This window comes from uncultured Aquimarina sp. (assembly GCF_947492965.1).
Lineage (GTDB): Bacteria > Bacteroidota > Bacteroidia > Flavobacteriales > Flavobacteriaceae > Aquimarina.
In genome coordinates this window covers 610,095-626,554 of sequence record NZ_CANLOZ010000002.1, presented here as the reverse complement: position 1 = coordinate 626,554, position 16,460 = coordinate 610,095, and the positions used below count along the sequence as shown (strand labels likewise).

At 32.7% G+C, this 16,460-nt stretch carries 17 protein-coding genes; 12 read left to right on the top strand and 5 right to left on the bottom strand.

The window, feature by feature from the left end; translation table 11 throughout:
* The first annotated feature begins 44 nt into the window (after positions 1-44).
* From Q1B37_RS07230 to Q1B37_RS07220, 3 genes are all read left to right on the top strand, one after another.
* Entirely contained in the window at positions 45-1,469 is a 1,425-nt protein-coding gene (locus Q1B37_RS07230; protein WP_299897252.1) for an aminotransferase class I/II-fold pyridoxal phosphate-dependent enzyme, read from the top strand.
* Positions 1,470-1,545: 76 nt separating this feature from the next.
* Entirely contained in the window at positions 1,546-1,944 is a 399-nt protein-coding gene (locus tag Q1B37_RS07225; RefSeq protein ID WP_299601034.1) for a hypothetical protein, read from the top strand.
* Positions 1,945-2,231: 287 nt separating this feature from the next.
* Positions 2,232-2,411, top strand: a complete 180-nt coding sequence (locus Q1B37_RS07220) for a hypothetical protein (RefSeq protein ID WP_299601037.1) — start codon at positions 2,232-2,234, stop codon at positions 2,409-2,411.
* 491 nt (positions 2,412-2,902) lie between these two features.
* Here Q1B37_RS07220 and Q1B37_RS07215 read toward each other — a convergent pair whose 3' ends face one another.
* From Q1B37_RS07215 to gcvT, 3 genes are all read right to left on the bottom strand, one after another.
* The gene (locus tag Q1B37_RS07215) at positions 2,903-3,310 is read right to left on the bottom strand and encodes a thiol-disulfide oxidoreductase DCC family protein (protein WP_299897249.1); all 408 of its coding nucleotides are present in this window, start codon (positions 3,308-3,310) and stop codon (positions 2,903-2,905) included.
* A gap of 63 nt (positions 3,311-3,373) precedes the next feature.
* Positions 3,374-4,189 carry a sugar nucleotide-binding protein gene (locus Q1B37_RS07210; protein ID WP_299601054.1) on the bottom strand — a complete coding sequence of 272 codons (816 nt, stop codon included), beginning with the start codon at positions 4,187-4,189 and terminating at the stop codon, positions 3,374-3,376.
* Between the two features lie 97 nt (positions 4,190-4,286).
* A complete protein-coding gene (gene gcvT, locus Q1B37_RS07205; RefSeq protein WP_299897246.1) occupies positions 4,287-5,369 on the bottom strand; it encodes a glycine cleavage system aminomethyltransferase GcvT in 1,083 nt (360 codons plus the stop codon).
* Between the two features lie 199 nt (positions 5,370-5,568).
* Here gcvT and Q1B37_RS07200 point away from each other — a divergent pair, with 199 nt between their 5' ends.
* Positions 5,569-5,982 (top strand): DUF3052 domain-containing protein, encoded by a 414-nt coding sequence (locus tag Q1B37_RS07200; protein WP_299897243.1) that lies wholly within the window; start codon positions 5,569-5,571, stop codon positions 5,980-5,982.
* A gap of 101 nt (positions 5,983-6,083) precedes the next feature.
* Positions 6,084-6,488 (top strand): hypothetical protein, encoded by a 405-nt coding sequence (locus Q1B37_RS07195; RefSeq protein WP_299897241.1) that lies wholly within the window; start codon positions 6,084-6,086, stop codon positions 6,486-6,488.
* A 10-nt stretch (positions 6,489-6,498) separates the two neighbouring features.
* Here Q1B37_RS07195 and Q1B37_RS07190 read toward each other — a convergent pair whose 3' ends face one another.
* Positions 6,499-7,128 carry a hypothetical protein gene (locus Q1B37_RS07190; protein WP_299897238.1) on the bottom strand — a complete coding sequence of 210 codons (630 nt, stop codon included), beginning with the start codon at positions 7,126-7,128 and terminating at the stop codon, positions 6,499-6,501.
* 130 nt (positions 7,129-7,258) lie between these two features.
* Positions 7,259-7,687, bottom strand: coding sequence for a hypothetical protein (locus Q1B37_RS07185; protein WP_299897235.1), 429 nt, complete (start codon positions 7,685-7,687; stop codon positions 7,259-7,261).
* Positions 7,688-8,007: 320 nt separating this feature from the next.
* On the opposite strand from Q1B37_RS07185, the gene Q1B37_RS07180 reads away from it, so the two are divergent.
* The 7 genes from Q1B37_RS07180 to Q1B37_RS07150 all read left to right on the top strand — a co-directional run bounded on the left by Q1B37_RS07180 (position 8,008) and on the right by Q1B37_RS07150 (position 16,426).
* A complete protein-coding gene (locus Q1B37_RS07180) occupies positions 8,008-10,620 on the top strand; it encodes a S8 family peptidase (RefSeq protein WP_299897232.1) in 2,613 nt (870 codons plus the stop codon).
* 422 nt (positions 10,621-11,042) lie between these two features.
* The gene (locus tag Q1B37_RS07175; RefSeq protein ID WP_299897229.1) at positions 11,043-11,495 is read left to right on the top strand and encodes a hypothetical protein; all 453 of its coding nucleotides are present in this window, start codon (positions 11,043-11,045) and stop codon (positions 11,493-11,495) included.
* A 670-nt stretch (positions 11,496-12,165) separates the two neighbouring features.
* Positions 12,166-12,867, top strand: a complete 702-nt coding sequence (gene tssD / locus Q1B37_RS07170; protein ID WP_299897226.1) for a type VI secretion system tube protein TssD — start codon at positions 12,166-12,168, stop codon at positions 12,865-12,867.
* A 3-nt stretch (positions 12,868-12,870) separates the two neighbouring features.
* A complete protein-coding gene (locus Q1B37_RS07165) occupies positions 12,871-14,577 on the top strand; it encodes a LysM peptidoglycan-binding domain-containing protein (protein WP_299897223.1) in 1,707 nt (568 codons plus the stop codon).
* A gap of 4 nt (positions 14,578-14,581) precedes the next feature.
* The gene (locus Q1B37_RS07160) at positions 14,582-15,445 is read left to right on the top strand and encodes a hypothetical protein (protein ID WP_299897221.1); all 864 of its coding nucleotides are present in this window, start codon (positions 14,582-14,584) and stop codon (positions 15,443-15,445) included.
* Positions 15,442-16,032 carry a hypothetical protein gene (locus tag Q1B37_RS07155; protein ID WP_299897218.1) on the top strand — a complete coding sequence of 197 codons (591 nt, stop codon included), beginning with the start codon at positions 15,442-15,444 and terminating at the stop codon, positions 16,030-16,032. Before Q1B37_RS07160 ends, Q1B37_RS07155 begins: the two co-directional genes overlap by 4 nt.
* Before the next feature lie 46 nt (positions 16,033-16,078).
* Positions 16,079-16,426, top strand: a complete 348-nt coding sequence (locus tag Q1B37_RS07150; protein ID WP_299897215.1) for a hypothetical protein — start codon at positions 16,079-16,081, stop codon at positions 16,424-16,426.
* The last annotated feature ends 34 nt before the right edge of the window (positions 16,427-16,460 follow it).

Below are 16,460 nucleotides of genomic sequence, written 5' to 3'. Positions count from 1 at the left end.
ACTATATTTTTGTTGAATTACTTTAGATACATTATATCGTTTACATGAAAAAGGAAGAGTTATCAAATCTTTATAGCCCTAAAGATTTTAGAGAAATAGGACATCAGTTGGTAGATATGCTCGCAGATCATCTGGAGCAAGTACAATCTGATAAGGACGCACCAGTCATCAAATATCGAAATCCAGAAGAGGAACTGTCTTATTGGAAAAATGATTTGTCTTCCGGTTCTAATATGATGGATTTTTACAAAGAAATCTTAGATAGATCCATACACGTGCATCACCCTCGTTATATGGGGCATCAGGTTGCTGTCCCATCCGTAATAAGTAGTTTATCGGGATTAGTAACAGATCTTCTTAGTAATGGTACTGGAGTTTATGAAATGGGAATGGCCTCGAATGCTTTAGAAAGGATCGTAACTGATTTTGTTTCTGATAAAATTGGATATGGAACAGAAGCTGCTGGTTTCCTTACTTCTGGAGGAACATTAGCTAATTTAACAGCCTTATTGGCTGCCAGAAAAGCAAAAGCTCCTGGATTGGTTTGGGAAGAAGGGCACCAAGAAAATCTAGCTGTTTTAGTTTCTGAAGAAGCACATTATTGTATTGATAGAGCAGCAAGAATATTAGGTTTTGGTGCGAAAGGGATTATAAAAGTACCAACGAATTCCTCTTTTCAGATAGATGTAAACGTAATAGAAGAATACTTAGAAAAAGCTGAGCAAGATGGCTTAGTGGTCATTGCTATTGTTGGGTGCGCTTCTTCTACAGCAACAGGTTCATATGATGATTTAGCAGCGTTAGCAGAGATTGCTACAAAGCACAATTTATGGTTTCATGTAGATGGAGCTCATGGTGCTGGTGTAGTTTTTTCTGAAAAATATAAACATTTGGCTAAAGGAATAGATCAAGCAGATTCTGTGGTCATAGATTTCCATAAAATGTTATTGACTCCTTCTTTAAATACAGCATTATTGTTTAAACAAGGAGAAGAATCGTATAAAACTTTCGAACAACGGGCTCAGTATTTATGGGACTCTCAACAATCTAGAGAATGGTATAATTCTGGGAAAAGAACTTTTGAATGCACCAAATTGATGATGTCTTTAAAAGCCTATTCTATTATTAAGATGTATGGAGAGGATGTCTTCGAGAAAAATATCAATCGATTATATGACCAGGGAAAAGTATTTGCTCAGACCATACGTAATCGCGATGGATTTGAACTGTTAATGGAACCTGAAGCCAATATTTTGAATTTTAGATATCTAAAGTTTTCAGATTCCGATTTAAATGCAAACAATTCCAAAATACGAGAAGCACTATTGCAATCTGGTAAATTTTATATTGTACAAACGATGATTAATGAACAACGTTATCTTAGAACTTCTATAATGAATCCATTGACTACAGAGGAAGATTTTGAAGCATTGTTAGATGAAATAGAAATCATTGCTACATCACTCTAATGTTGTTTTGTGTGATCTACGCAACCTTTTTATAATGAAAGCATCTAAATAGTAAATTAGAAAATCACACAAGTTTATGAGACGATTTTATTTTATTTTACTGTCAATTCTTATGATGAGTTGTAGTAATGATGATGATGGTAACGCAGTTGTACAATCTACAATAGAAGGAGAATGGAGTTTAGTAAAGGTTACTGGTGGTTTTGCCGGAGTTGATGAAGATATAGATAAAGGTACAATCGAATGGGATTTTGACGAAGCTTCAGGTATGGTAACTATTACAAATACAATATCCGATGCATCTTTTAATACCATTTTACCCTCTGGAACGTATACTTATAGTATATCAGCTCCTGCAGATGCCGATGATTTAATTGTGAACAATGTAAATCTAGGAAGACTTACCTTAGAAAATAGCTTTTTTACCGTCGAAGAATCTTTAGTAGATGGATTTACTTTTCGATTCGAAAGATAGTAGATAATTACATTAAAATAATTTTATGTAATAATTAGTTTAACTAATATATAGTTCAAATAGGCTTGTTACAAAGCCTATTTTTTTTGCTTAATATGTTTAGAAAATGAATTTTAGCTTCTAATTATATAATGGCTTACATAGTTGGTATGGAGTTTGATATTATATACCCATAATGAAAAAGGGGGAAAACCCCTATATGATTTCTAGCTAAAGTCCCCTTAATTTGCTTCAGATATAAACATACTTTTGAACCGCACATAAAATAAACCTTAAATTAACTCAATATGAAACGGCTTTTTCTACCCTTAGCTTTAATATCTTTTGCAGTGATCTGTTTAAGTATTGTACATATAGATAATGTAAATAAGTTAGATAAAAAATATAATCAGTTAAGACAAAAACATCAGTTAGATACCAATGATAATACTGAGGTAACAGCTATTGAGCAGCTGGATAAAAAATGAACATCAGCTCAAGATACGTTACAAACCAATAAACAAGAGGGAGCCATTATTCCAGAATTAGTGGAATAGAGGGGAAAACAACAAAAGTAACGGATAACCACCCAAAGACTGTCTTGCCTAATCTTGGCAAGGCAGTTTTTTAGTTAAATAATGGGAATATTTGGTCTTTGCACTGCTATAAATTTTCAATATCAAACGAATTCTAATTGAAACCCAACGAATTCTAAAATACCTACTACTTAGGTCATGATTGATAATTACTTTTAAACCGTAATTAAAAGATGGTCTTTTTTTTGCTCCCAAATTATTTTACCCAAAATAAAATAGATAGGATGAAACAATTGTTATTACCGGTAATCCTCATATGTTTTGCCATATGCTGTTTAGGATTTGTACATATAGACAATATGAATAAACTGGAAAAAGAGACAAGTAAAATTGAACACACTAACACAAAAACAATCGTATAAGTTGGATAACCTATAACCAATTTAGTCAATGAAAAGGGCTTTAAGCTCCGGAGTTGGGATTACACAATTATCTCTTTTACCAAACCATTTGTATCTGTTTTTTGAAATAATGTCATAAACCCAATCTCTTAAAAGCTTAGGAAAGATTAAAAAAACAGAAAGTAACGGATAACCACCAGACAGCTGCTTTGCAATTTGTAGAGCAGCTGTTGATTTATGATAATATGTGTTTTGCTCTATTAATAAGATAGTATCTAATTTAGAAGTGTCTACACCTCGTTCTGCTGCTAGTTGTTTTCCTATATCACTTTGCAGCGAAGCATATCGAAACACATCGTTTTTATCACGTTTTATTATAAAATTGACAGCACCATTACATAAATTGCAAACACCATCAAATAATATAATCTTTTTCCCTTCTAAGTTCATAATACAAAGATACATACCAATTACGAATTTACCTTAGAATTATAATTTTGTTAAGAAGGTATATTATTTAATGATTACAGATTCAATAACTTCTTTAGTAGTGATTTGTAGGTTTTTTGGAAGTATGTTATCCTTTGGCAATACCGCTAGGTACCTATCATTATTAGAATCAAAAACTTGTTTAAACATAGGATCTTCTAATTGTAAAGTATCACATATTTCAGTAATAAGATCTAAATGATAAATAAGATCAGTACTTCCCAAATGAAAGATTCCTTTTTTATCTCTGTTAATAATGTAGTGTAATTGTTGGGTTAATTTAGAAATCGATGTGGCATTAATAATTACATTTGGGAAAACTTCTATAGACGCTTTAAGATCATGTAAAGTTTTAATTTCTTGTACACGCGGTGTATTAGCACCGAATACCATAGGTACCCTCGCAATTACATATTTATCAGTAGGTAATCGCAATAGTGCATTTTCTATTTTAATTTTAAACTTACCAAATATACTTTCGCTTAAAGTTTTATCATGTTCATAAGACGGATAATTACTAAAAGTATCAAATACATTAGCGCTAGAGATAAAGATTAGTCTAGCCGTATTTCTTTGTAACCAACTAATAATACGGTAATGTGCATCTATCTGAGAATTGAAATTACCTCTTAGCGCAGAAACAATAATATTGGGTTTTAAGTTATCTAATAGGATAGAGATATCCTCTAGTTCCATATCATACTGAAAAAATTTTTGATTCTTTTCATAGAAAGCATTATCCGTATGATACGTTCCATAGGTGTCAAAATAGGAATTTAGCTCCTTATACAAGGAATTTCCTATAAAACCACTGGCTCCTATGATTAAAATTTTTTTCAATATTGGGGTGCTAAAAAAGTTAAGTTTCAGAGATCACTATGTATTAGTATCTGTAATCCTGAAACTTAACTTACGGTTTATTATTGTTATAAAGAACTTATCCTTTATAAAAAGGTAATTTTACTACAGTTGCAGGAATCGCTTTTTTACGAACCTGAATATTAATTTTACTTCCTGGCGAAGCAAATACTGTTGGAACATATCCTAAACCAATTCCTTTCCCTAAGGAAGGAGACATGGTACCAGAGGTTACAATACCTATTGCGTTTCCATTACCATCTACAATATCATAATCGTGTCTTGGAATTCCTCTTTCATCTAGTTCAAAACCTACTAGTTTTCTTTCTGCTCCACGTTCTTTCTCTTTGGCTAGTTCTTCAGAATTAATAAAGTCTTTAGAGAACTTAGTAATCCATCCTAAACCAGCTTCGATAGGAGAGGTTTCATCATTAATATCATTTCCGTATAGGCAATATCCCATTTCTAAGCGTAGCGTATCTCTTGCTGCCAGACCAATTGGTTTGATATCAAAATCCGCTCCTGCTTCGAATACTTTATCCCATATTTGTTGTACTTCAGAATTTTTACAGTAGATTTCAAATCCACCACTTCCAGTATAACCTGTTGCAGAGATAATCACATGTTCGATACCAGCAAAATCAGCTACCTGAAATGTATAAAACTTTAATGCTTCTAAATCTACAGAAGTAAGCGATTGCATAGCTTGTGCTGCTTTTGGTCCTTGTATGGCAAGTAAAGAATAGTCTTCTGATAAATCACGCATTTTTGCATTCATCGTGTTATGACTTTGTATCCAATCCCAATCTTTTTGGATATTGGATGCATTTACTACTAATAAATATTTTTCTTCTTCTAAACGATATACGATTAAATCATCTACGATTCCTCCTTTGTCGTTTGGCAAACAACTATATTGTGCTTTTCCATCTACTAATTTAGAAGCATCGTTAGAAGTTACTTTTTGTATGAGTTCCAAAGCATTTGGACCAGTAATAAGAAACTCACCCATATGAGAAACATCAAAAACACCTACACCATTTCGAACCGTTTCGTGTTCTACATTTACTCCTTCATAAGATACGGGCATATTATAACCAGCAAATGGCACCATTTTGGCTCCTAATGCCATGTGAGTTTCAGTTAGCGCAGTATTTTTCATAAATTATAAATTAATAGAATTAGCAATCAAATTGACGCCGAAAGTAAAAAACTTTGCGTTGGTAAACAATGCTTTTAGATGATAAATTGTTAACTTTTTACTAATCTAAAAGCTATTTATTGAGAATTTGATAATTCGTAATCTTGCTCTATTCGTTTTTTTATAACTTTAGCATACTTCGTGTAATAAATTAGTGGTTATGTCTGTAGGGTATTCAGGAACACCTTTGGCTAAAAAATTGGGAATTAAGGCAGGAACAAGTGTATTATTGTATAACGCACCAGATCATTATTGGAAATTGTTTTCTGATATACCTAATAATCTTCATATCCAGAAAAAGGTTGTACAGGAAGAGCTTGACTTTATTCATGTGTTTTGCAAAACTCAGAAAGAATTAGAAGGGATCATACCAAAATATAAAGTTGGATTGAAAAAGACAGGCATGCTTTGGGTAAGTTGGCCAAAGGGAACTTCTACTATAGTTACGGATTTGAAAAGAGATATGATAAGAATCTACGTTTTACAACAAGGACTGGTAGATATAAAAGTAGCAGCGATAGATAATGATTGGAGTGGATTAAAGTTTGTATACAGGGTTGGTGATAGAAAATGATACTCTGTAAATAAAGAATCTAAACCTATTATTCTAGTATTTATGAAGCAACCATTTGTTTGTTTTTGTATCTACAAAACGAATACATAAAAGATAAACTCATGAAAAAGCGTTTCTTTCTTCTAGTAATCCCATTTTTAATGTTGCCAGCTTGTAGCAATGATGATGATGCAAACATCGATAATCCCGATTTGTTAGGAAAATGGGGATTGATAGAGCAATTAGTCGATCCTGGTGATGGAAGTGGTACATTTCAGCCGATTTCAAGTGATCAGGAATTAGAGTTTCTTGAAGAAGGAGTGCTAAACGTTACCAATGGTGATATATGTACATTAGCTATCGATTCTGACGGAGAAAATACCGTTAGTTATTCTTTGGATGAAAGCACTATTACTGCAGATTGCGAAAATTTCATCGGTATTAGTTTTGAAATAAAGGAAGGAAGATTGTTTCTATATTATTCCTGTATAGAAGGTTGCGCTCAAAAATATCAAAAACTTCCTTAATAAGATATATCTAATGTATTTGCATATATTTTAGGATACGAACCAAGATAAGTGTAATTGCTGTTAGTATCGTAATGACTGTTCCTATCTTTTTCCATTTTTTTATTTTCTTAGGATCTCCAAATCCATGTGGTTTTTGAAGATATAATCCATTTGGAATTTGCATCGAAGCAATTAGGATAAACAATTCATCGATCGTTATTTTACCTCTTAAGAAATCTATAAAAACTGGATTTTTACGAATAAGGTCATGATTTCCTTTTTGCTTTATAATAATATATTCATCATCCTTATAAATCTTGGTATCTAAACTTTGCATATAGACCAAGTTTATTTCTTGTTTAGGGACTTCCTTTTCTGTGTATAAGGTGTAATTTCCTATAGTTTTTGAGGTAAGCAAATTTTCACGACTTTCAAAAGGGTTCTCTTTTAATGCTTTTTCAATATTGCCTTTGATAATTTGTAGTTCAGCAATTGCTAATTGTCCTGAACCTCCAAAGTTGAGCAAGTAAGTTTTTAGATGTAAATGTTTTTCATGGTTTTTTGCAATCAGTTCATCTTCACTCTCTGAAGTCAAAGTCAAACCAATAGATGCAATTTGTTGCTTAAAAACTTTTCGGAATTTATGTAGAAGTAACATATTGATTTTTTAGTATTAGGATGTGGAACATTGTGTATGCTAAGACCAACAAATCCCGTTCTAAACAGAACAGGATTTGCTCAATAACCCCTATCAATTATGATAACTAAACTTAATAGGTCCTAAATGATTACTGCATTAGCTTTTTAGAAAGCTCCTGTAACTCAGCCGACTTAGCTGTCATATAATCATTTAGCTTTTTTACATCATCTCCAGAAAGGTTACCCATAACTTCCTGAGCTTTTGTTCCTAACTCCTGACCTTTTTGCCCTAAAGAAGCGAAAGCCGTCATATCTTTACTTTCTACTGCTTTTTTGTATTCTTCGATATAAGCTTCATAAGAATCTACATATTCCTGAACCTTTTGGTCACTAAAACTAGGAACACCATCAGATGATGTTGATTTTGCTTCACTGCTTTTTTCTTCAGATTTTTCTTCAGTCGCTACTTCTTCAGTCTTATCTGCAGTATCAGTAGCTTCAGATTTAGTTTCATTTTTACAAGAAGCTGCAAACAAAACAGCGATAATTAATGCGAAATTTAAAATGGTTTTTTTCATGATTTTTATATAAGTGTTAATTAATCGATTGGTTTTAATTATGGTACAAATATATCTTCGTAATAGAAGTCGCCAAACACTCTTTTCCGTGAAAAAAACACCCTGTTTTCAGGGAGTTGACTGTTTGTTTCTTTTGTAGAAAATTGTTTAGGAGGAGTTTGTGTATTATTCTTTTAAATCGTTCATTAAAAAACGAATTACTTGCTGCTTAACCATAATCAATAAGGGACAAATCCCTGTTTGTAAAGGGTAAAACACCTATTGTCTTCACGTATAGTGTCTTGTAAGTTTACGATATCAACTTTAAAAATATATTACAGATGAAATCAAAAACAACTATTGTATGGTGTATGTTGCTATTGTTTACGACAATGGCTTGGGCACAAAAAACAAGAACAATCAATCAACAACAGTTCTCCGAGGAAAAAGAGGGTTGGAAATTGGTAGACGAACAAACGGGGCAGAAGTTTGCACTAAGTGATGAGATCACGATTCAGTTTCAAAAAGCACCTTCTCAAAAGGCAATTCAACGATTAGAAGAAACCTATGGGATGAAACTGATGAGAAGTAACAGACTTGGTTTTTATGACTTTAAAATCATTACCAGAGGTAAAATTCTGGACACGTATGATAAAATGGCCCGAGAGGTAGATGCTCAGCAAATCTTTACAAATACTATGGGATCGTATATCTTAACGCCAAATGATCCGCTTTTCGGTGTGCAATGGGGATTGGAGCAGGTGAGTGATGCCGATATTGATGCCGAAGATGCGTGGGATATTACCACAGGAAATAGTAATGTCATTGTAGGGATATTAGATAGTGGAACCGATTGGACTCATGAAGATTTAGGATTAGGAACCGACGGATACCAAAACGTATACCTTAATCCTGGAGAAGATGCATGGGCTAATCCTAATGATCCTACCACAGGAAATGGAATTGATGATGATGGAAACGGTTTCGTTGATGATTGGAAAGGTTGGGATTTTCATAATGGGGATAATGATTCCAGAGGACCTTTTTGGCATGGAACTCATGTAGCAGGGGTTGTGGGTGCTAAAACCAATAACAATACTGGTATTGCTGGTATCGCTGGAGGTAATAACGGTGTCGGAGCAAGATTGATGTTAGAAGGTGTTGGAGATTTTGCACCAAATGCTGCTATTTTAGATGATGCGATCATATATGCAATGGATAATGGAGCAGATATCATACAGTTGAGTTTGACTGTTGGTAGCTCTCCTGCGATTAATACAGCATTACAAAATGCATACAATGCAGGCGTATTTATTGTATGTGCAGCAGGTAATTCTGGTGGAGGCGCAATATCTTATCCAGCTTCAAATGTTAATGTGTTTTCTGTTGCAGCAACTACCAATACAGATGCTAAAGCAGGTTTCTCTCAGTTTGGACCTAATCTAGATCTTGCTGCTCCTGGAGTGGGAATTAGAAGTACTCAGAATGGAAATGTATATGCCAATAGCGATGGAACTTCCTTTGCTGCTCCTGCGGTTTCAGGAGTAGCCGCTTTAATGCTATCTGTAGATCCAACATTAAGTAATCAGGAGATTGAAGATATTCTAAAATGTACTGCTGATAAGGTTGGTGGTTATGACTATAACTGGAATGCAACAGAGCCAGGGCATTCTCAAGAGCTAGGATATGGTAGATTAAATGCGCATCAGGCAGTATTGGCGGTGGATACCTCTGATATGTATATCCGAGATACCGTGGCAGATGACGGAACCGAACCATCTTCCGGAACGATGTATCTAAGCCCAGATATTTGGGTGCGAAACGATGATGATGGTATATTAACCCATGAAAATCCGGAATACAAACTCTTAAGTCCTAATTGGGTGTATGTAAGGATCAATAGAAAAAACTGCTCTAATATCGATGATGGAGTGCTTAAGCTCTATTTTAGTAAAGCTTCTACAGGATTATCTTGGCCAGTACATTGGAACAATTACTATCAAATGGTAGGAGGAAGTAATATTCTGCATGGCGATTTTATTGGTGATGTAGCCATTCCTACGTCTCCAGATGATGAGATTATTGTAAAAATTCCTTGGTACCCACCAAATCCAGCAGACTTTGTAAATGATGTACACCACTTTTGTTTACTAGCAAGAATAGAATCTGCTACCGATCCAATTGGAGTTGAGGTAGCCTCTGTTTGGCAAAACACTAAAAATAATAACAATATTGCATGGAAAAATGTTAGTGTCTATGATATAAATGCGTTCAACAATGTAGCACCTGCAGTATTTATCAGAAATATAGATAAAAGAGTGAGAGCTATCAATCTTCAGTTAGCTGTTACGGAAAACAAAACAGGAATCCCTTTTGAAAAAATAGGAGCTTTTTATTTAATGCCAGATGAAAAACTAAATGAATTGTTAGGGGAAGCTAAGATGGAAGGAATTGAGCGTGTGGATAGGAATATTTATAGAGTGTATGAGCCTAAGGCGATGATTTACAACGTTAGGGCTGAACCTTATGAAACCTTTAGTCTTAAACTACTCGTAAAACCAGAAGTAGAGCTAAAAGAAGGAACGTATCTTAATTACAATATTTTACAAACAGATGAAGAATTCCAGCCTATGGGAGGAGAACAATTTACGATAGGCAATTTTGGTGGCAAGCAAGATGATAAAGAAGATGCTAGACCGGTAGAAGAAATCAAGACGATTGATTTTAGTGCATACCCTAATCCAACACAAGGAGAAGTAGCAATTCAGTTAAATGATACTTATACCAATGTGGGGATAGTGATCAGAAATATGGCTGGTGATGTTATCTATGCGGATCATCAAAAAGAAACTGACCGTTTTGATGTTGAGCTAAAAGGATATAAAGGATTGTATTTTGTAAAGATCATCACTGAAGATGGTAAAACGAAAACAATGAAATTACTTAAGAATTAATCCCAGAGATATACCCCAAGATTTGTCAAAAACCGCTCTTTTTACGGAGCGGTTTTTTTGTTTTATACTGTTAATTAGAACCCTGAGGCTCTCGAAGGGTGGGCAATACAAAAAAGAATGGATTTAATAAAAAACTTAGGTATTAGAAATAAATGTTATTGGGCTTCAAGACGGATGCTGAACTTCCTCCATAGGCGGACAGGTGTCGAAGTACAACCTTCGGATTGATTTGAACCCTGAGGCTCTCGAAGGGTGAATTTATAAGACCTTCATATATATGATGAACTTGTTAGGCCTCGAAAACCTAAGCCTTTTAATTATTATCCATTCAAACCTTGTAGAATACCATTCGTCTACACTTTTTGTTTATTAACCGAAATATGTGTACCTTTCATAGGTATTTTTTTTCACTCAGATCATAGATGTATTATTTTTACACTATGCAATACCTTAAAGACACTGTATTTTTTCGCGAAGCCATCCAGGAGTTAAATTATTCCTTTGGAAATTTTTATTTATTCGATGGTTATGTTGTTGGCGAAATCAATGAAGATGTTGTTTTTACCTGGGATGATCATGCCAAAATTCTGGTAGAACACCTTACCAATTTATATGATCACGATGGCGGAGAAATTGTATATATTACCAATAGAGTACATTCTTATGCCGTAAAGCCAAGTGATTGGATTAAGTTTTACAGAAGTGACTATAAACTTCGTGCTTATGGTATTGTAAGTTATACTCCCAAAGGGTTAATGAATGTGTTATTAGAAAAGTTGTTTATGCGCAACAAGATCAGGGGATTCGATACTTTAGGAGATGCTATTCATTGGGCCAAAGTACTTACAAGTGTCATCCGATCAAAGGCTAGTTAATCAAGCATTCCTCTTTCAGCTCAAGATATTCTACAAGAATCGATAATTATGAGCTTTCATACTTAGTTTCTCCAGTAGTAAACTGGTTTTGGATTGCGGCTAATATCATACTTTTAAATTTCGTCCTTAGAAAATAATATGTGAAAAATGAAGAGAACGAAGCGTAACATAAAATTCGCAAAATGTTCTAAGACAAAGTATAGTAGAAATATTATAGATCAAATGATTGCATATGATACTATATACAGCTTCATTTTATGTAGCGGATTGAGCAAAATTTTTAGTATTGTTTTCTTCAGACTACCGTTTTTTTGTTAGTCATCCTGAGCCTGTCGAAGGGTGGACAATGCAAAAAAGAATGTGTCTAATGTTAGAAATAATTTTATGAACTCATGTTTTATACGGTTTATGGATGTACACTAATTTGTAAAATTGAGCTTCCTTCGTTGGCGGACACGTGTAGAAGTGCTTTCAAAGTGAAATCAATAAAATAAATGACCTTTTCAAAAAATAATCTTTCGACATGCTAGATCCTACATATACTTAAAAATATCATTTTTGTAGGAAGTTTATCCGGGAATTTATACCTATATCGAAATAATTTGTTTGCATGTAGCTCCTTCCACATATTTTTGATATTTTACTGCTCCAAATTCCAAATTGTCACGCTATGGCCTTTCAGGCGAAACTTTTTATTAATGACGAAGAACGAAATGTACTGAACAGCGCATTTTTGTATCAACAATTGGTAGATGCTAACGGACGTCCACAAACGACTATTCAAAATGGTAAAATCCATTTACTTGTAGAGTCTACCAAAAATGATGAATTATTTTATGATTGGATGTTTTCTACCCATACCATGTACAACGGTTATGTTCGCTTTTACAAGAGGGATGGGTTTAGTAAGCTATTTGATTTTGAGTTTGGTAATTGCCACTGCGTACAATTAGATGAAAAATTTAATGCGGAAGGCAATGATCCCTTAAAAATGGAACTATTGCTATCGCCAGGTATTCAGAGAGTACGTGGACAGGTTTTCGAAAAAAACTGGAATCCCAGCAATCCTTTTGCTGAAGCTGCTCCGATTACGGAGAGGGAGGAGAATGTTGAACCTGAAATAGAGGATATGTATTATACCGATATGGATGGAAATAGGATACCAGATGATGAATTACAGTCAGGAACTGCTGTTTATCTTGTATTGAAAACTAAAAATGGTGTAGGTAAAGATGTTGATATAGATCTTGATGATAATCAAAATGACTTTAAGTACAATGGAGAAGTGCTAACAAATGATATTATTGAAGATCTAACAATCACCTCAGATACTCAAAAAATTAAATTAGAGATTATCACTCAAAAGAAATAGAATATGCCAACGCTAACATTCAAGGATTTTCCTAATATATTTAAATCAGTCCCCTCTCTTAAAATAATAAGACCAAAAGTGACAAAAGCCTATTTTGCGGAAGCTACTATAGAAGAGATTGAAGTGGAAAGTGAAACAGGTGCTCAAGATAATGAAATATACACTGTGCAATCTGGTGATACATTAAGTAAAATAGCTAATAAGAAAGGTACAACAGTTGCAGCTATTATAGAAAGTGATGCAACAATTACTACTGCAAATCAAAACAGTCTTAATATAGGACAAGAAATTACTCTACCTATACTTGTTGCAGCAAAAGAAAAGAAAAAGAAGATAACTTTTAAAAAAGTTGATCAAGGTAATATTGGAAAAGAAATCTATGTAATAGTAGAAACTGAGTTGCTTCAAGGTAGGACTATGTCGATTAATGTCCGTCAAGGAAAGGAAAAGGGGATCGAAGAGCAAGATGAGAATATAATGCTTAAAGATGATCAGGGTAATTACAATACTATGGTAAAGACTACTATAGGAGGTATGTGCGAGACTGATTATTTAAATAAAGATGATTTTGCCGATCAGGCTATTTTTAAAATAGCAATTGATAGCAGTAATGAAGAAAAAAAAGATGGTTGGATAAAATCATTAAGTGAAGCAACAGGTAAAAAGACATTATTATACATTTTAGCTGATGCACATACTTTAGAAGGACAAACTGAATTAAATATTCAATATCTCGGAGATACAGAAGAAGGAGAAATAAGAGGAGAAAAAATTACGAACAGATGGTTAGATACGGATGGACAATGGTTTGAATTAAAAGGAGGTCCTAAATTTCCTATTACTCCAGAGCAATTATTGGAAATATTTCCAAAATCAAAAAAAACAAGGAGAGAAGAAGTCGCAAAAGCAATTAATAATAATAGTGATGAATTCGAAATACATAATTTGGACAGGATGTCTCATTTTCTTGGACAGATTGGTACTGAAACAGGTGAACTAAGAGCTTTGCAAGAAAATTATGGATATAAAGCAAAAAATATTTATGATACTTTTTTGAGAAAAGTTTTAGTTTCTCATCCAACCAAATCTGGTAAATACACATTTAAATATCATGATTTAATTGAAGGTTATGATGCAACACTAGAATGCGAATATTCTAATCCCACAACAAATTATCAGAAAAACTATGGTCATAAGAGAGATGTTGATGACCCTATTGAAGTAACAAGAGTTCTTTTAAAAGGAAAATACGTAGCGTCTTGGGACTATGATGCCTTTAAAGAAGATTATAGCATAAAGTCGTCTTATATTGAAAGTAAGACTCTTTTTGATTATGTATATGGATGTAGAATGGAAAATGGTAAGAAATCTACCGAAGATGGTTCTGATTATTTTGGTGTTGGTTTTATACATTTAACAGGAAAGGATAAGTATAAGGCTTTAGATGAAAAATGGAAAGAATTATATCCGGAGGATACCAAAGATTTTATGGGTGATGATATTTCTCTTTTAAAAACGGATGTAGAGGTCGCTATTAAGGCATCTATGATAATATGGACTCACGTTCAGGATGGGACAAATAGTAAAGCAGATCAAGGAAATAATAATGCCGCGATCACATCCGTTACTTATGATGTAAACGGTGGCGATAATGGATTAACTCATAGAAAGAGGTATACTAAGAAAGCCTATGAAGTTCTTGATAAATAAAAAAATGATGAAAAACATAAATAAAACGAAGATCTTAATCTTCTCTGTGTTATTTCTTTTTTTCGCCTGCAAACAGAGCGATAGTGTAAAAAAAGAAGAGGTGATTTCCGAAAGCATTGCTGAGGAAGTAATTATTGAGCCTGTACATCAAAATAAATCGAAACATTCATTAGACGATTTTCAAGGTATTTGGGAAAGCTATTCCGAATATCTAGAACATGAATCTGATTTTAAAGATTATAATAAGCATAAATATTATAAGATCATTAGTGGTAATGAAGTCCTTGATATAATTTTGGTGAATGGGAGTAAAAGTAATGTGCAAATAGATCAGTATTATATAGGCTTTTTAGATACTTTTAATGATGATTTTTCTAAAAACAAGGATGAGTTTTTAAATACTTTACAAAAATCGGGTTCCATGTTAGTTAGATCTAAAAAAGGACAAAAAACATATGATAAAACCAATATTGAAAGAAGTATTGAATGTCAAAGATATTTTGATGTAACAGAAGTTTTGGATGATGGCTTTGTTTACGATGAAAAGGACAAGTACGTTAGCTTTAGATTAATTTCATCATTGCCAATAGAAATTTTCAACATGTTAAAAACAACATTGAAAAAAGAAAATTTAGACTATATAAGTGGATATGGTATAAATGAAAAATCAAAAAAAGTAAAGATAACAGTAGGTAAAACTTTTTTTCATAATGAAATGTCAGAAACATCTAAAAGAAAGGCCTTCTTAGTAAAGGGAGATATTGCCTATATGGAAGATGTTAATGAGAACTGGGTTAAAGTGTATTACGATGGAAAGATCATTTCAGGCGGATATATTAAACGAGCAGATGTTGAAGTTTTAAAATGATTATTAAAGGTTCATCTCAATTACTAAAATGCATTTATTTCTGGATTATTATTGCTATAATTTTTAGTTGTAAAAATGCTAAAACTGAAGATAAAAATGTAGTTGTAGAGGTTACAGCTAACACAAAAAAAGAGAATATTTTAGAAAATAAAGAAAATAATTCTTCAAGTATTCAGATTGCTAAATCAATATTTAATGATATCATTTCCATAGATGAGAAGGCTAAAGACTCATTACTATTATTTAATAAATATAAGTTTAACATCTCTCAACAAAAGAATCTAATAAGTTTAAATTTTCGTGAATGTCTTATTTTTTCAAATCAACAATACTTTAATGATAAATTTGATCTAAAAGAAACTAATGTATGGTATGAAGAAAGACTTGAACATACTAATCTTTTCTATTCAGACCATAATAATAAATATATCATTGTTTTAGACTTTTTAAAGGCAACAACATTTAAGAAATGTAATATTTCTAAAGGAAATGATTTGATACTGGACGCGATAAGAATTTTTAAAAAAGAAAAATATACCGAAATATCTAGGAAGTCAAATTCACCTTTTTATAGTTATAAAATGTAAATGTAGTATTTAAAATTGAAATCAAATTTTTCGGATAATTTATATTATGAATTATTATAGATTTTTTTTTCTTCTATTAATATGTTTTTTCTCTTGTAAAGAAAAAAAGAGTAAAAATATTTCTTCTATTGATGATAAAACATCTAAGGATATCAGAATTGATACCATAAGTAGCTATAAACAAATAGATACTATTATACACACCATAAAAAATGATACTTTAATTTTTAAGCTAAGTGATAGAGTTCTTTATTTCTCAGATAAAGTAGAAAATCGTTGGAAGAAGATTCAAGTAAAAAAACTTGAGAATGGAGTCATTACTAATGTTAGTATACCTAAAGAGTTAAGTTGCGAGAAAAGTGATATTTCCAAACGGATTAGAACTATGGAATAAATATAAAGAAAAGTCAATTAATTTAAAAAGTCAT

What these genes read in the sequence shown, in the direction of transcription:
- Q1B37_RS07230 (WP_299897252.1), top strand. Translation starts at nt 45, where the DNA reads ATGAAAAAGGAAGAGTTATCAAATCTTTATAGCCCTAAAGATTTTAGA.
- tssD (WP_299897226.1), top strand. Translation starts at nt 12,166, where the DNA reads ATGGCCTTTCAGGCGAAACTTTTTATTAATGACGAAGAACGAAATGTA.
- Q1B37_RS07165 (WP_299897223.1), top strand. Translation starts at nt 12,871, where the DNA reads ATGCCAACGCTAACATTCAAGGATTTTCCTAATATATTTAAATCAGTC.
- Q1B37_RS07175 (WP_299897229.1), top strand. Translation starts at nt 11,043, where the DNA reads ATGTATTATTTTTACACTATGCAATACCTTAAAGACACTGTATTTTTT.
- Q1B37_RS07160 (WP_299897221.1), top strand. Translation starts at nt 14,582, where the DNA reads ATGATGAAAAACATAAATAAAACGAAGATCTTAATCTTCTCTGTGTTA.
- Q1B37_RS07150 (WP_299897215.1), top strand. Translation starts at nt 16,079, where the DNA reads ATGAATTATTATAGATTTTTTTTTCTTCTATTAATATGTTTTTTCTCT.
- Q1B37_RS07200 (WP_299897243.1), top strand. Translation starts at nt 5,569, where the DNA reads ATGTCTGTAGGGTATTCAGGAACACCTTTGGCTAAAAAATTGGGAATT.
- Q1B37_RS07195 (WP_299897241.1), top strand. Translation starts at nt 6,084, where the DNA reads ATGAAAAAGCGTTTCTTTCTTCTAGTAATCCCATTTTTAATGTTGCCA.
- Q1B37_RS07220 (WP_299601037.1), top strand. Translation starts at nt 2,232, where the DNA reads ATGAAACGGCTTTTTCTACCCTTAGCTTTAATATCTTTTGCAGTGATC.
- Q1B37_RS07180 (WP_299897232.1), top strand. Translation starts at nt 8,008, where the DNA reads ATGAAATCAAAAACAACTATTGTATGGTGTATGTTGCTATTGTTTACG.
- gcvT (WP_299897246.1), bottom strand. Translation starts at nt 5,369, where the DNA reads ATGAAAAATACTGCGCTAACTGAAACTCACATGGCATTAGGAGCCAAA.
- Q1B37_RS07185 (WP_299897235.1), bottom strand. Translation starts at nt 7,687, where the DNA reads ATGAAAAAAACCATTTTAAATTTCGCATTAATTATCGCTGTTTTGTTT.
- Q1B37_RS07155 (WP_299897218.1), top strand. Translation starts at nt 15,442, where the DNA reads ATGATTATTAAAGGTTCATCTCAATTACTAAAATGCATTTATTTCTGG.
- Q1B37_RS07215 (WP_299897249.1), bottom strand. Translation starts at nt 3,310, where the DNA reads ATGAACTTAGAAGGGAAAAAGATTATATTATTTGATGGTGTTTGCAAT.
- Q1B37_RS07225 (WP_299601034.1), top strand. Translation starts at nt 1,546, where the DNA reads ATGAGACGATTTTATTTTATTTTACTGTCAATTCTTATGATGAGTTGT.
- Q1B37_RS07190 (WP_299897238.1), bottom strand. Translation starts at nt 7,128, where the DNA reads ATGTTACTTCTACATAAATTCCGAAAAGTTTTTAAGCAACAAATTGCA.